Here is a 14,674-nt window from a genome sequence, read left to right on the forward strand (position 1 = left end):
CGCTCGCAATCTTTCCCAAGGTTCAGCGCCCCGGCCCGGAAGGCCTGGTGGTCGGCGGTTCCGGTGCCACCGTGGTCGCCGTCGTCGTGGTGCCCGGCGTGCCGGTCACCGGGTCCGGCACGTTCACCGCGGGCGGGATGTCACCGCTGCGGTCCGCCACGGCCGGGATGCGGATGAGACCTCCCAACTGGCCGCATTCGTTGCTGCGTACCGTCACGGACATCTCGCCGGCCAGGTCGCCCTGGGATTGCAGCCGCAGCGTCAGCACCTGGGTGGTCATCTGGGTGCTCGCCTGCCCGGTGGGCCCGATGCACGGAAACTTCGTGGTCTCCGGCCTGGACCGCCACTGGCCGTCGATGAACTCCAGCAGCAGCGGATGAACGTCAGGCGATTTCACCTGCGCGTGATCGGTGTCGTCGAGCAGCGTCGCCGCCGCCAGGCAGCGGGTGGGCGTGCAGGACGAGCGGATCGCCCACCAGGTCTGGACGTCGGGCGGCTGCGGCGTGGGATTGTCGTTGAAGGTCTGCCGGGAGCGCTGCACCTCGATGCGATAGGTGCCGTCCAGTGGGGGCGGTGGGGCAGCCTTGGTGGTGGCCGCCACGGCGCTCGACGTGGTCGACGGGCCCCCGGCGCGGACAGGAGTATCGGTGTGGCGCCCGACGCTGATGACAGCCGCGGACAAACCGGCCAACAATGCCAGGGCGACGGCGCCGATCAGTATCCGGCGCGGACCGAATCGCCTGGTGCGCCCGGTTCCGCTGGAAAAGGCGTCCAGTCGCCGCGCCAGCGAGCCCGCGGCGGATCGCAGGAGTCCCGCCGGCGGCCCGCTGGCCGGTTCCAGGACCGGTGCTGGCGGTGCCGGTTCCGGCCACGCGTAGACCGGGTAGTCGACGACGTAGGCGGGCTCGGCGGCAGGCTGCTCGACGGGTGTCGCCGCAGCGTCGTGGTCGGCGATTCCCGCCCGATCGGCGAGGGCGGCGGCGAACTCGCGGCAACTGCCGAATCGATCCGCCGGCTGGTCGGCCTGCGCCCGCCCGAGCACGTCGTCCAGGCGGGCCAGGTCCGGGCGCAACTCGCTGAGTCGCGGCGGGGTCCCTGCCGTCGGCGGCGCCCCGGTGAACAGGTGCAGCGCGGTCGCCGCCAGCGCGTACTGATCAGCGCGTCCGTCGACGGCGGCGCCGGTAGCCTCCTCGGGCGCAGCGTAGCCAGCTTCACCGGGCGGGCGCTGCAATCCGAAGTCGCACAACATCACTTGTGGGTCGCCGGCGCCCGGCGCGGTCACCAGGATGTTGCCGGGCCGGACGTCGCGGTGCAGCACGCCACGCAGGTGGGCAAAGTCCAGGGCAGCCGCCGCGGCCGTGATGATCCCGAGCACTTCACCGATCGGCAGTACCGCGGGGAAGCGATCGGCCATCAACCTGGCGACGTCGGTACCGTCGACGTAATCCGTTGCGATCCACAGCTGTCCGTCGGACTCACCGCGTTCGTGCACCTCGACGATGTTGAGGTGATAGAGGTTCGCCACCGCCACGGTCTCGCGGTGAAACCGGGCGCGGAAGTCGTCGTCGGCCGCGGGCGGCAGGACCTTCAGCGCCTGCCATCCGGGCAGATCCGGCCGCTGGGCCAGGTATACCTCGCCGGTCGCCGACGAACTCAGTTGCCGCACGACGGTGTAACCGGCAAAGGTTGCGCCGCTGGCCAACGCCATTCAGCGATGGTAACCACCGAGTTGCGGCCGGACGCGCTGCGCCCGGCTAACACTCGGCGAAATCTAATGTCCGGGGCGGAACACCTTGCCGCGCAGGATCACCAGATCAGGCCGGTTCAGCACGGCCGCGCCCCGGCGGGGGTCGTCGGCGTAACACAACAGGTCCGCCGATGCGCCGTGATCCAGGCCCGGCCTGCCCAACCAGCGCCGGGCGTCCCAGCACGCTGCCCCGAGAGCCTCCTCGGCGCTCATGCCGATCTTGCGCAGCGCGTCGACCTCGTCGGCGATACGTCCGTGCCTGATGGTGCCGCCCGCGTCGCTGCCGGCATACACCGGCACACCGGCGTCGCGCGCCGCGGCGACCCGCTGGTATCCGCGGTCGTAGAGGTCGCGCATGTGCGCGGCGTACGTCGGGTAGCGCACGGCAGCGTCGGCGATGCCCGGGAAGTTCTCCAAGTTGATCAGCGTCGGCACCAGCGCGGTGCCGTGCCGGACCATGAGTTCGATCGTCTCGTCGGTGAGGCCGGTGCCGTGTTCGATGCAGTCGATGCCGGCGTTGATCAGGCCGGGCAGCGCATCCTCGCCGAAGACGTGCGCGGTGACGCGGGCGCCGAGCGCGTGGGCGGTGTCGATCGCCGCCTTGAGGACGTCATCGGACCACAGCGGCGCGAGGTCGCCGATCCCCCGGTCGATCCAGTCGCCGACCAGCTTGATCCAGCCGTCTCCGCGCCTGGCCTGCTCGGCGACGAGATCCGGCAGCTGCGCTTCGTCCTCCATCTCGGCGGCCAGCCCGGGGATGTAGCGCTTGGGTTTGGCCAGGTGCCGTCCGGCCCGGATGAGGCGGGGCAGGTCGTGATGGTCGTCAAGACTCCGGGTGTCGATCGGTGAGCCGCAGTCGCGCAGCAACAGCGCGCCCACGTCGCGTTCGACTTCGGCCTGGGCAATCGCTTCGTCCAGTTCGACTGCGCCGTGTTCGCCGAGCCCGACGTGGCAGTGCGCGTCCACCAGCCCCGGCAGGATCCAGCCCCCATCGAAGATGGTGTCGGCGCCGGAGACCGGCTCGGAGCTGATGCGGCCGTCGACTATCCACAGTTCGGTGGCGATGTCGCCGGGCAGGGCGAGCCCCCGCACGTGCAGTCGCACTGCGGCTATTTCTGGCCGGGGAACTTCAGCTTGGACAGGTCGAAGTCGGCCAGCCCCGGCGGCAGTTCGTTGAGGCCTTCCGGCATCTGCGACAGGTCGGGGAACCCGGCCGGCATGCCGGGCATGCCGGGCATGCCGGCGCCGAATGGACTGCGCGTCTTCGGCGGCGTCGGTCCGCGGGCCCCCTTCTTGCCCTTCTTGCCTTTGGAGTTGCGGGACTTTCGGGTCGCGGACTTACGGCCCAGCCCGGGGATGCCCATGCCGCCGAGCATCGAGGACATCATCTTGCGCGCCTCGAAGAAGCGGTCCACCAGCTGGTTGACCTCGGAGACCGTGACGCCGGAGCCGTTGGCGATGCGCAGCCGCCGCGAGGCGTTGATGATCTTCGGGTCGGCCCGCTCCTGCGGCGTCATGCCGCGGATGATGGCCTGGATCCGGTCGAGGCTCTTGTCGTCGACCTCGGCCAGCGCGTCTTTCATCTGTGCCCCGCCGGGCAGCATGCCCAGCAGGTTGCCGATCGGGCCCATCTTGCGCACGGCAAGCATCTGCTCGAGGAAGTCCTCCAGCGTCAGCTCACCGGCGCCGATCTTGGCGGCGGCGGCCTCGGCCTGTTGGGCATCGAAGACCTGCTCGGCCTGCTCGATCAGGCTCAGCACGTCGCCCATACCGAGGATGCGGCTGGCCATCCGGTCCGGGTGGAAGACGTCAAAGTCCTCGAACTTCTCGCCGGTCGAGGCGAAAAGGATTGGCACACCGGTGACTTCGCGGACCGACAGGGCGGCACCACCACGGGCGTCGCCGTCCAGCTTGGTCAGCACGACGCCGGTGAACCCGACGCCGTCGCCGAATGCCTGCGCGGTGGCGACCGCGTCCTGGCCGATCATCGCGTCCAGGACGAACAGGGTTTCGTCGGGGTGGACGGCGTCGCGGATGGCCGCGGCCTGGGCCATCAACTCCTCGTCGATGCCGAGCCGGCCGGCGGTGTCGACGATGACGAAGTCGAAGTGCTTGGCTCTGGCCTCGGCGATGCCCGCCGCGGCGACGGCGACCGGGTCGCCTGGCCCGGACTCGGGTGAGGCGCCGGGGTGCGGCGCGAACACCGGGACGCCGGCGCGCTGACCGACGACTTGAAGCTGATTGACCGCGGCGGGACGCTGCAGGTCGCAGGCCACCAGAAGCGGGGTGTGGCCCTGGTTCTTCAACCGGAACGCCAGCTTGCCGGCCAGCGTCGTCTTGCCCGAACCCTGCAGGCCGGCGAGCATGATCACCGTCGGCGGGTTCTTGGCGTAGGCGATCTCGCGGGTCTCGCCGCCGAGGATGCCGATCAGTTCCTCGTTGACGATCTTGACGACCTGTTGCGCCGGGTTGAGCGCGCCGGACACCTCATGCCCGCGGGCGCGTTCCTTGATCCGGTGGACGAACGCCCGGACCACGGGCAGCGACACGTCGGCTTCCAGCAGCGCGAGCCGGATTTCGCGGGTAGTGGCCTCGATATCGGCGTCGGTGAGGCGGCCTTTGCCGCGCAGCCCCTGGAGGGCACCGGTCAAGCGATCGGACAGCGATTCAAACACGACAGCCAGCCTAGTGGTGCTGCCGTCGGGGCGGCAGACAAGGACCGAGTCGGGCGCTGGGGGTCACCACCAGCAGTCCTAGTGGTCCTGTTGCCGTGGGCCCGCGACACTGTCACGAGGCAGACGACACGCCGATGCGGGCGTGCGTGGTTTCAGTTTCGGCGAAGCCTGGTGGATCGAGGTTGGAAAACGCTACTTTTGCCCCGTGGTCACTGTGCTCGCAGACATGGCCCCCGCACCATCGGCGTCTTCTCCGGTGCTGCTGGTGGTCGTCGTGTTTCTGCTGTTGGTGGTAGCGGCCGCGGTGGCTGTCGTGATCTGGCTACGCCGCTCGCGGCGGCCGAAGCAGCCACCGCAGTGGGGCCCGCCGCCACCGCAATGGGGCCCGCCGCCGCCGCAAGGCCCGCCGCCCCCACAAGGCCCGCCGCCCCAGTGGTCGCCGCCTCCCCCGCCAGGTCCGCCTACCGGTTGAGGATCAGCCCGGTGAGCAGCGACGAAGCATTGGCGCCGACACTCAGTAGCGCCAGTGTCGTCAGGTCACGCCGGACGGCGACCGCCAGCACAGCCGCCTCGGCGAGGGTCACCGCGACCTCCGTCAGCAGTAGCCGCGCAATAGTCGGGTCCGGCGCCAGGACCCACCACGCCACCGGATGGGTGACCGCGTTGACGCCGATCGTCAGCATCAGCGCCGACCACCACCGCAGCCCGACGATGCCCACGAGGCCGCCGACGTACCACAGCGATTCGACCGCGACCGTGATGACGAAAGCGGTCAGCTGGGACACGCGATGACTTTACGGGTGATCTGGCTGTTCGCGGGGGCCGCCGCAGTTGCCCTGGCCATCGCAGTGCGCGCTCCGCTGGCCACCACGGTGCTCGGGCTGATGGCCTTTGGGGTCCTGCACAACGTCCTGGAATTGCGCTACGTCACTGGACGTTTCGCAGCCGTACTCTCCGGCCGGCTGCTGTCGTGGCTGCTCGGGTTGATCACCGTCATCGTGCTGTGCCGGCTGGCCGCCATGATCGTCGGCGAGCCGGCGCGGCTGGCCGAGATCGTCATCGGCTACGCGGTGCTCTTGGCTGCCTGTGTGGCGGGGTTACGGGGGCCGGCGCTGGTCGCGGCGGCAGCGGTGCTGGCGATCGCCACGGCCGCCTCGCTGAGCTGGCCCGCCTACCACTTCGTCGTGCTGTCGCATCTGCACAATGTGGTGCCGCTGTTCTTCCTGTGGGAGTGGTCGGCCCGGCTGCCCACCCCGGCGTTGCGCCGGTCCTTCCGATCGGTGCAGCTCGGCTGGGTGCTGGTCGTTCCTGCGATGCTGCTGTCCGGTGTGCTCGACCGCCACTTCGGCGGTACCAGTTCGTCGCTGGCCGGGTTCGCGGGAAATCCCCACCCCATCGTGGCGGCCAGTGCCCCGCCGGCGGCCGTGCTGACCGAGATGGGCCTGAGGCTGCTCGTCGTGTTCGCCTTCCTGCAGACCATGCACTACTTCGTCTGGGTGTACTTCTTTCCCCGCCATGCACCCGATGCGGCGCGGGCATTCGAGGTGCGCGTCCCGTGGCTGAGCGGCGCGCGGGCGTGGACGCTGGGTGCCGCCGTCGGAGTGGCCCTAGCCGTCGTGTTCGTCACGGACTACGCCTCCGGCAAGGCGGTGTACTCCGCGTTCGCCAGCTATCACGCCTACCTGGAGTTCCCGGTGATCCTGGCCACGCTGCTCGGCCTGGGCGCGGCCACGGTGCCGAACCGCGCCGAGTACCAGGCAGTCGGAGCGCGGTGATGCTCGAAGTCATCGACAAGGGCTCCCGCACCGGCCCACCGCTGCTGTTCGTACACGGCGGCTGGCACGGCGCGTGGTGCTGGGAGAACTTCCTGAACTATTTCGCCGACGCCGGCTACCGCGCCGTCGCGGTGAGCTTGCGCGGCCACGGCGCCAGTCCCGCACCCAAGGCCCTGCGGTGGTGCTCCATGGCCGACTACGTGGAGGACGTCCGCACGGTGGCCGACTCACTCGGCGGCCCACTGGTGCTCATCGGCCATTCCCTCGGCGGCTTCGCCGTGCAGCGGTATCTGGAAACCCGGCGTGCGCCCGCCGCGGTGCTGGTCGGCTCGGTGCCCCCGAAGGGTTTCCTGCGGCTGGCGATGCGCGTCTGGCGCCGCCATCCCCTGATCGCCATGCGGGCCTTCACCGGCGGCACGTTGCTCGAATTCGTCGACACGGCGACGCTGGCCCGCGACTACCTCTTCTGTCGGCAGACACCCGAGGAGATCGTCGAATCCTGCCGGTCGCAGGCCGGGCCCGAAAGTCTGCGGGCGGCCGCGCTGGATCCGATGATCCGGCGGGTCCGGACCGGACTGGTGACGACCCCGATGCTCGTTCTGGGCGCCGAGCATGACGGCTTCGTCAGCACCGCGGAAGTGCGGGCGACGGCCCAGGCGTACCGGACCGAACCGGAGTTCTTCTCGATGGGCCACAACATGATGCTCGAACCCGGGTGGCCCGACGTCGCCACGCGCATCCACGACTGGCTGCAGACCCGCGACCAGCCAATCTGACCGGACAGCCACGTCGTTGCAGCGCCGAAAAGCGTTGTCGTGCTAGATTTCACAGCCACTGCGCCGTCTCGCGCGGCCAAGCCACCAGGCCGAATCTGTATGGGGGGAATGTGTCGCTGCAGCCGGTCAGCCACTTCCCGGCCGACACGACCCGGTCGCTGCGCGGCTGGCAGCGTCGCGCGCTGGTCAAGTACCTGGGAACCGAGCCGCGGGACTTCCTGGCGGTGGCCACACCCGGTGCCGGCAAGACCGCCTTCGCCCTGCGGATCGCCGGCGAGCTGATCGCGCACCGGGCCGTCGAGCAGATCACCGTCGTCGTGCCCACCGAGCACCTCAAGATCCAGTGGGCACAGGCCGCCGGACGCCAGGGACTTTCCCTGGACCCGAAATTCTCCAACTCCAACCCGCAGACCTCGCCGGAGTACCACGGCGTGGTGGTCACGTACGCCCAGGTGGCCGCCCACCCGACGCTGCACCGGGTGCGTACCGAACAGCGCAAGACGCTGGTGATCTTCGACGAGATCCACCACGGCGGTGACGCCAAAACCTGGGGTGACGCCATCCGGGAAGCCTTCGGTGACGCGACCCGCCGGCTCGCCCTGACCGGGACGCCGTTCCGCAGCGACGACAGTCCGATCCCGTTCGTGAACTACGAACCCGACGCCGACGGCCTGATGCGGTCCAAGGCCGACCACACCTACGGCTACGCCGAGGCGCTGGCCGACGGCGTGGTCCGCCCCGTGGTCTTCATGGCCTATTCCGGGCAGGCCCGCTGGCGGGACAGCGCCGGCGAAGAGCATGAGGCGCGGTTGGGCGAACCACTGTCGGCCGAGCAGACCGCCCGCGCCTGGCGCACCGCATTGGACCCGGCCGGCGAGTGGATGCCGGCGGTGATCGCGGCGGCCGACCAACGGCTGCGCCAGAAGCGTGAGCATGTGCCGGACGCGGGCGGGATGATCATCGCCTCGGACCGCACCGCGGCGCGCGCCTACGCGACCCTGCTCACGAAGTTGACCGGCGAGGCGCCGACCGTCGTGCTCTCCGACGACCCCGGCTCGTCGGCGCGCATCTCGGAGTTCTCCGCCAGCACCAGCAGGTGGCTGGTCGCGGTGCGGATGGTGTCCGAGGGGGTCGACGTGCCGCGGCTGTCGGTCGGTATCTACGCCACCAGCGCCTCGACGCCGCTGTTCTTCGCCCAGGCCATCGGGCGGTTCGTGCGATCCCGACGAGCAGGTGAGACGGCGAGCATCTTCCTGCCGTCGGTGCCGAATCTGCTGCAGCTCGCCAGCGAACTCGAGGCGCAGCGCAACCACGTGCTGGGCAAACCGCACCGCGAATCCGAGGGCGACCCACTCGAAGAGGACCCGGCCACCAAGACGCAGACCGAACCCGGCGAAGAGAAGGGCTTCACCTCGCTGGGCGCCGACGCCGAACTGGACCAGGTCATCTTCGACGGCTCGTCGTTCGGCACCGCAACCCCGGCCGGCAGCGACGAGGAGGCCGACTACCTCGGCATCCCCGGCCTGCTCGACGCCGAACAGATGCGTGCGCTGCTGCACCGACGGCAGGACGAGCAACTACAGAAACGGGCGCAAGCAGGCACCCCGGCGGTGGCGCTGACCACGCACGGTCAACTGCGCGACCTGCGCCGCGAACTCAACGCCCTGGTCTCCGTGGCCCACCATCGCACCGGCAAGCCGCACGGCTGGATCCACAACGAGCTGCGCCGCCGCTGCGGTGGGCCGCCGATCGCCGCGGCCACCAGCGATCAGCTCAAAGCGCGGATCGACGCCGTGCGCCAGCTCAACGCCGAGCCGGTGTAACGCGAGCCAAAACCTTTCGCCGAGCGTGGACGATGCGACGGTGAATCGGCGTGTCCCGTCGTGAGGTTCACACTGAGGGCGGTGGCTCAGAGCATGGCGCTAGTCCCCGACGGGCTCGTCCTCCAGCACCACCGCGGGCGCACCCAGCACCGCCAGCAGGTGCTTCTCCACCGCGGACCGCGCATTGAGCTCCGGCGGCACCGCCACACAGAACACGTCGGCTGCCGTCGACCCGAACGTGTTGACCTTGGCCCAAAGGATGTCGGTCTCGGCGCGCTCGAGCGCACGGGTCAGCAACGCGAGCAGGCCGACCCGGTCCATGGCGCGGACCTCCAGGATCAGCTGACCCGGGGTGTCGGTGTCCAGCCAGAGGATGCGCGGTGGGGCGGTGGAACGGGTGACGGGCACTCCCACCTGGACCTCGCCGGCCCGGGCGGTGGCCGAGCTGGTGGCCTCCATGTCGCGCTTTTCCAGCGTCCCGCACACGTCGATGTCGCCGTGCAGGGCGCCGACGAACTGCTGGCGCAGCAGCTCGGCCGCGGGCGGCGAGCCGAACAGCGGCGACACGATGAATTCGGTGATCACCACGCCCTCGTGGATGTTCACCGAGGCCGAGTGGACCCGCAGCGAGTTCAGCGCCAGCACGGCCGCGGCTTTCGACACCAGCCCGCGCTGATCCGGGGCCACCATCACCGCGCACAGCCGTTCGCCGTCACCCCCTTGCAGCTCGACGTGCACGCCCTGCCGCTCAGCCAGCGAAAGATAGTGCGGCGCAGTCGGTTCCGCTTGCGGAAGCGTCTCCCCCGCCATCGCCAGCCGGCAGCGCCGCACCAGGTCCTCGACCAGCGACGCCTTCCAGTCACTCCACACGCCCGGACCCGTGGCCTTGGAATCGGCCTCCGACAGCGCGTGCATGAGCTCGAGCAGCTGCGGGTCACCGCCCAGCGCCTCGGACACCGCCTCGATGGTCTTGGGGTCGTTCAGGTCGCTACGGGTGGCCGTGATCGGCAGCAGCAGATGGTGGCGGACCATCTTGGAGATGGTGTCGACGTCAGCGGGCGACAAACCGAGCCGCTGCCCGATCGGGATCACCAGATCAGCGCCGAGCACGCAGTGGTCCATTCCGCGGCCCTTGCCGATGTCGTGCAGCAGGGCACCCAGGGCGAGCAGGTCCGGTCGCGCCACGTTGGTGGTCAACGGTGCCGCGTGCACGGCGCACTCCACGACATGACGGTCCACGGTCCACTTGTGCGAGACATCGCGCGGCGGCAGGTCGCGGATCGCATCCCACTCGGGCAACAACTGCCCCCACAACCCGGTGCGGTCCAGCGCCTCGATGGTGGCTACCGCGGTGGGACCGGCCAGCAGCACCACCAGCAGGTCGTCCAGGGCCTCCCGTGGCCACGGTGTCGGCAGCGGTGGCGCGCTGTCCAGCCGGCTCAGCGTGGCGGCACCGATGGGCACGCCGGTGTCCGCCGCGGCGGCGGCCACCCGCAACACCAGACCGGGGTCGCTTTCGGGACGGGCGTCGCGGGCCAGCACGATCTCGCCGGCGTACTCGACGACACCCTCATCCAGCGGTCGCCGCTTGGGTCGCCGCATCAGGGCGGTCAAACCGCGCTTGGGCAACGCGTTGGCGGCGGTGCGCAGTCCGGTGACGGCGTGGAAGCTGATGGTGCGACCGGCGCTGGACAGCATCCGCGCCAGGTCGAATCGGTCCCCGACGCCAAGCTTTTCGCTGATCTCGTCGGCGAACTGCGCCAGCAACTGGTCACGACCCCGGCGGGAGACCACGTGCAATTCGGTCCGGACGTCGAGCAACGTCAGGTACGCATCGTCCAGCGAGCCGACAGCGGTATCGGCCCGGGCCATCCCGTGACGGTCGATGAGTTGCGCCAGCGCCAGCGCGTTGAGCAACTGGACATCGCGCAACCCGCCGCGGCCGGACTTCAGGTCGGGTTCGGCGCGGTGCGCGATACGGCCCAGACGCAGCCAGCGGGCGTGCGTCATCTCCACGAGTTCGTCCATGCGAGAACGGATTCCGCTGCGCCACTGCCGTTTGATCCCGTCGATCAGTTCGGCCGACAGGGCTGCGGATCCGGCGATGTGCCGCGCCTCGAGCATGCCCAGGGCGGCCGTCAGATCGGCGTTGGCGGTGCTCAGCGCCTCGCTGACGGTACGCACGCTGTGATCGAGCCGGATGTTGGCGTCCCACAACGGATACCACAGTTTGTCGGCGGTCGGCCCCAGTACTTCGGGCGGCTTCCCGTCGTGCACCAGCACCAGGTCGAGGTCGGAGTACGGAAGTAGCTCACGACGGCCGAGGCCGCCGACCGCGACGATGGCGTAGCCGCTGTCGTCGGTGATGCCGATTTCGGAAGCCTTTGCGGTCAACCAGTTTTCGTGCAGGTCCAGCACTGCCTGCCGCATCTCGGCAGGTTTCATGCCGCTGAGGCCGTCAGACAGCAGTTCGCGCCGCGCGGCAGCCAGATCGACTGCCGCAACGGCGCTTCCTGCTTGCGGTGCTTCCGTTTTCGAGGTTTCAGAAGGGTCCGGCCGGTTCGGTGTCACACCCGGCCGGCCCATCTGCCTTGGTTCGGCAACGCGCGACTACAGAGCGTCAGAACCGCGCTCACCGGTGCGCACCCGCACGATGGTGTCCACGGGGCTGACCCACACTTTGCCGTCGCCGATCTTGCCCGTCCGTGCCGCCCGGACAATGCTGTCCACGACCTTGTCGACGATGGAGTCGTCGACGACGACCTCGATCCGGACCTTGGGCACGAAGTCGACCGAGTACTCAGCGCCCCGGTAGACCTCGGTGTGGCCCTTCTGCCGCCCATAGCCCTGGATTTCGCTGACCGTCATGCCCAGGACGCCGGCGTCCTCCAGGCTGGTCTTGACGTCGTCGAGGGTGAACGGCTTGACGATCGCGGTGATCAGCTTCATATCTATTCCGCCTCAACTTTCTCGGCCACTCGCGCCTGCAGGCCGTTCGGGGTGTCCGGCAGGCTGGCGCGGGGAAGAACCGAACCGCTGGCAACCGCGAAATCGTAGCCGCTCTCAGCGTGCTCCGACTCATCGATGCCCGCCGCTTCCTGCTCTGCTCCCAGCCGCAGCCCAATGGTGTACTTCAGGATAAGCGCCAGGATCAGCGTGACAACGCCCGAGTAGGCCAGAACGGTGAACGCGCCCACTGCCTGGCGTTCCAGCTGGTCGAACCCGCCGCCGTAGAACAGGCCCTTGGACACGCCCGCCACGCCGTTGATCGCGACGCTCTCGGGGGCGGCGACCAGGCCGACCATCAACGTGCCGGCGAGACCGCCGACCAGGTGGACGCCGACAACGTCGAGCGAGTCGTCGAAGCCGAGCTTGAACTTCAGACCCACGGCCAGCGCGCACAGCACACCGGCGACCACGCCGATGATCAGTGCGCCCAGTGCGTTCACCGACGAGCACGACGGCGTGATCGCGACCAGCCCGGCGACGATGCCGGAGGCGGCACCCAGGGTGGTGGCGTGGCCGTCGCGGATGCGCTCAGTGAGCAGCCACGCCAGCATCGCCGCCGCAGTGGCGATCGTGGTGGTGACGAACGTCGACCCCGCGGCGCCGTTCGAGCTGGTCGCCGACCCGGCGTTGAAGCCGTACCACCCGAACCACAGCAAACCGGCGCCCAGCATCACGAACGGCAGGTTGTGCGGACGGAAGAGCGTGGTCGGCCAACCCTTGCGCTTGCCCAGGACGAGCGCCAGCATGAGGCCCGCCACACCGGCATTGATGTGCACCGCGGTTCCACCTGCGAAGTCGATCGCGTGCAGCTTGTTGGCGATCCAGCCGCCCTTCTCCGAGGCGAACCCGTCGAAGGCGAAGACCCAGTGCGCGACCGGGAAGTACACCAGCGTCGCCCACAGGCCCGAGAACACCAGCCAGGCACTGAACTTGAGCCGGTCGGCGACCGCGCCGGAGATCAGGGCGACCGTGATGATCGCGAACATCAACTGGAAGGCCACGAACACCGAGGCCGGCAGCGTGCCCGCCAGCGGGATGTCCGTCGCCGCGACGCCCTTGGACGCGTCGGCGGCAACCGAGTTGCCACCGATGAGGCCCTTCAGGCCCCAGTATTCGGTCGGGCTGCCGACGACATTGCCGGTGTCGTTGCCGAATGCCATGGAGTAGCCGTAGAGCACCCACAGCACCGTCACGACGCCCATCGCGCTGATGCTCATCATGATCATGTTGAGCACGCTCTTGGCACGAACCATGCCGCCGTAGAAGAACGCCAGGCCCGGCGTCATCAGCAGCACGAGTGCCGCACTCGCCAACATCCAGGCCGTATCGCCGGTATTGGGCTGGCCCATCACAGGGAAACTCACTCGCTATCACCTCCAGTCAGCGTTGGGAGGGCCCCAGAATGATGACTGGTGACCTGACGAGAACCATGCGCATAAGTTGTTGCGGCAATGGAGCCGCCGTGTTTCGTCAGGATTAACGTAAAAGTTGCTGTGTAAGAGCTTTCAGCCCAGCAGGGCGTCGACGAACGCCGCCGGCTCGAACGGTGCGAGGTCATCGGCTCCCTCACCGAGCCCGACCAGCTTCACCGGCACGCCCAGCTCCTGCTGAACGCGGAAAACGATGCCGCCCTTGGCCGTTCCGTCCAACTTCGTGAGCACCGTCCCGGTGATGTCGACGACCTCGGCGAAAACCTTGGCCTGCGCCAGGCCGTTCTGGCCGATGGTGGCGTCGAGCACCAGCAACACCTCATCAACAGCTGCCCGGCGGCTCACTACTCGTTTGACCTTGCCCAGTTCGTCCATCAGGCCGACCTTGGTGTGCAACCGCCCGGCGGTGTCGATCAGGACGACGTCGGCACCGGCCTGGATGCCTTTGTCGACGGCGTCGAACGCCACCGACGCCGGATCGGCCCCCTCGGCGCCGCGCACCACTTCCGCCCCGACCCGCGACGCCCAGGTTTCCAGCTGGTCGGCCGCGGCGGCCCGGAACGTGTCGGCCGCCCCGAGCACCACGCGACGTCCGTCGGCTACCAGGACCCGCGCCAGCTTGCCGACCGTGGTGGTCTTTCCGGTGCCGTTGACGCCGACGACCAGCAGTACTGAGGGATGGTCGGCGTGCGGCAGCGCCCGGATGGATCGGTCCATCTCCGGGTGCAGTTCTTTGATGAGCACGTCCCGCAGCACCGCGCGGGCGTCGGCTTCGGTGCGGACGTTGCTACTGGCCAGCCGGGTTCGCAGCTGGGACACCACCGCTTCGGTGACCACCGGGCCGAGGTCGGCCACCAGCAGGGTGTCCTCCACGTCCTGCCAAGAGTCCTCGTCCAGGTCACCGCCACCGAGCAGGCCGAGCATGCTGCGGCCGAGCGCGTTCTGCGACCGTGCCAGCCGCCCGCGCAGCCGCTCCAGCCGCCCTTCGGTGGGCTCGATCGCCTCGATCTGCGGCGCTTCGGGCGCGGGCGCCGGCTCCGTTATCGGCTCCGGCTCGGGTACCGGCTCCGGCTCGGGTATCGGCTCCGGTTCGAGCTTGGGTTCGAGCTTCGGCTCGGGAAGGTGGACCTCAGAAATGGGACGCTTGGGGGCGTCGCGCGGGATGGTGGCGTCGTCGCCGACGGCCGGCAGACCGGTGGTGTCGATCCGTTCCGGTTGCAGCGTCGGGGTCCGGCTGAACGTGATGCCGGACGACGCCGTATAGCCCCCGGAGCGGTCGATCGCCTCGGGTGTGGGCTTGGGCGCGAGGCTGATCCTGCGCTTGCGGTAGCGCACCAGGCCGAAGACCAGCGCGGCGATGATGACCAGGGCGGCGATGACCGCGATGGCGATCCAAAGACCTTGCGACACGCTGATGAATCCTTCCCAGAACTATTTCC

The 14,674-nt window shown here is 69.2% G+C and carries 12 protein-coding genes; 4 read left to right on the plus strand and 8 right to left on the minus strand.

Features of this window, described 5'->3' with window-relative positions; all coding sequences use genetic code 11:
- Window positions 1–22 precede the first annotated feature (22 nt).
- From QXK92_RS09500 to ffh, 3 genes are all read right to left on the minus strand, one after another.
- Window positions 23–1,708 carry a serine/threonine-protein kinase gene (locus QXK92_RS09500; RefSeq protein WP_306241405.1) on the minus strand — a complete coding sequence of 562 codons (1,686 nt, stop codon included), beginning with the start codon at window positions 1,706–1,708 and terminating at the stop codon, window positions 23–25.
- A 63-nt stretch (window positions 1,709–1,771) separates the two neighbouring features.
- Complete coding sequence (locus tag QXK92_RS09505) at window positions 1,772–2,851, minus strand: amidohydrolase family protein (protein WP_371934502.1); 1,080 nt, start codon at window positions 2,849–2,851, stop codon at window positions 1,772–1,774.
- Window positions 2,852–2,856: 5 nt separating this feature from the next.
- Window positions 2,857–4,422, minus strand: a complete 1,566-nt coding sequence (gene ffh / locus QXK92_RS09510) for a signal recognition particle protein (RefSeq protein ID WP_306241406.1) — start codon at window positions 4,420–4,422, stop codon at window positions 2,857–2,859.
- Between the two features lie 205 nt (window positions 4,423–4,627).
- Here ffh and QXK92_RS09515 point away from each other — a divergent pair, with 205 nt between their 5' ends.
- A complete protein-coding gene (locus QXK92_RS09515) occupies window positions 4,628–4,894 on the plus strand; it encodes a hypothetical protein (protein ID WP_306241407.1) in 267 nt (88 codons plus the stop codon).
- On the opposite strand, the gene QXK92_RS09520 is transcribed toward QXK92_RS09515, so the two are convergent.
- A complete protein-coding gene (locus QXK92_RS09520; RefSeq protein ID WP_306241408.1) occupies window positions 4,884–5,207 on the minus strand; it encodes a hypothetical protein in 324 nt (107 codons plus the stop codon). The two genes, QXK92_RS09515 and QXK92_RS09520, sit on opposite strands and share 11 nt — an antisense overlap.
- Window positions 5,208–5,210: 3 nt before the next feature.
- Between QXK92_RS09520 and QXK92_RS09525 the strand changes: the two genes are divergently transcribed.
- The 3 genes from QXK92_RS09525 (at window position 5,211) to QXK92_RS09535 (ending at window position 8,796) form a co-directional block, all read left to right on the plus strand.
- Entirely contained in the window at window positions 5,211–6,197 is a 987-nt protein-coding gene (locus QXK92_RS09525; RefSeq protein WP_306241409.1) for a hypothetical protein, read from the plus strand.
- The gene (locus tag QXK92_RS09530) at window positions 6,197–6,973 is read left to right on the plus strand and encodes an alpha/beta hydrolase (protein ID WP_306241410.1); all 777 of its coding nucleotides are present in this window, start codon (window positions 6,197–6,199) and stop codon (window positions 6,971–6,973) included. Before QXK92_RS09525 ends, QXK92_RS09530 begins: the two co-directional genes overlap by 1 nt.
- Before the next feature lie 116 nt (window positions 6,974–7,089).
- Window positions 7,090–8,796 (plus strand): DEAD/DEAH box helicase, encoded by a 1,707-nt coding sequence (locus tag QXK92_RS09535; RefSeq protein ID WP_371934544.1) that lies wholly within the window; start codon window positions 7,090–7,092, stop codon window positions 8,794–8,796.
- Window positions 8,797–8,895: 99 nt separating this feature from the next.
- On the opposite strand, the gene QXK92_RS09540 is transcribed toward QXK92_RS09535, so the two are convergent.
- From QXK92_RS09540 to ftsY, 4 genes are all read right to left on the minus strand, one after another.
- Window positions 8,896–11,367 carry a [protein-PII] uridylyltransferase gene (locus tag QXK92_RS09540; protein WP_371934545.1) on the minus strand — a complete coding sequence of 824 codons (2,472 nt, stop codon included), beginning with the start codon at window positions 11,365–11,367 and terminating at the stop codon, window positions 8,896–8,898.
- A 39-nt stretch (window positions 11,368–11,406) separates the two neighbouring features.
- Entirely contained in the window at window positions 11,407–11,745 is a 339-nt protein-coding gene (glnB, locus tag QXK92_RS09545) for a nitrogen regulatory protein P-II (RefSeq protein ID WP_055577570.1), read from the minus strand.
- Between the two features lie 2 nt (window positions 11,746–11,747).
- On the minus strand, window positions 11,748–13,154 hold the full coding sequence (locus QXK92_RS09550; RefSeq protein WP_306244304.1) for an ammonium transporter: 1,407 nt from the start codon (window positions 13,152–13,154) through the stop codon (window positions 11,748–11,750).
- Between the two features lie 156 nt (window positions 13,155–13,310).
- Window positions 13,311–14,645 (minus strand): signal recognition particle-docking protein FtsY, encoded by a 1,335-nt coding sequence (gene ftsY / locus QXK92_RS09555; RefSeq protein WP_306241414.1) that lies wholly within the window; start codon window positions 14,643–14,645, stop codon window positions 13,311–13,313.
- Between the last annotated feature and the right edge of the window lie 29 nt (window positions 14,646–14,674).

This window comes from Mycobacterium sp. TY815 (assembly GCF_030755135.1).
Classification (GTDB): domain Bacteria; phylum Actinomycetota; class Actinomycetes; order Mycobacteriales; family Mycobacteriaceae; genus Mycobacterium.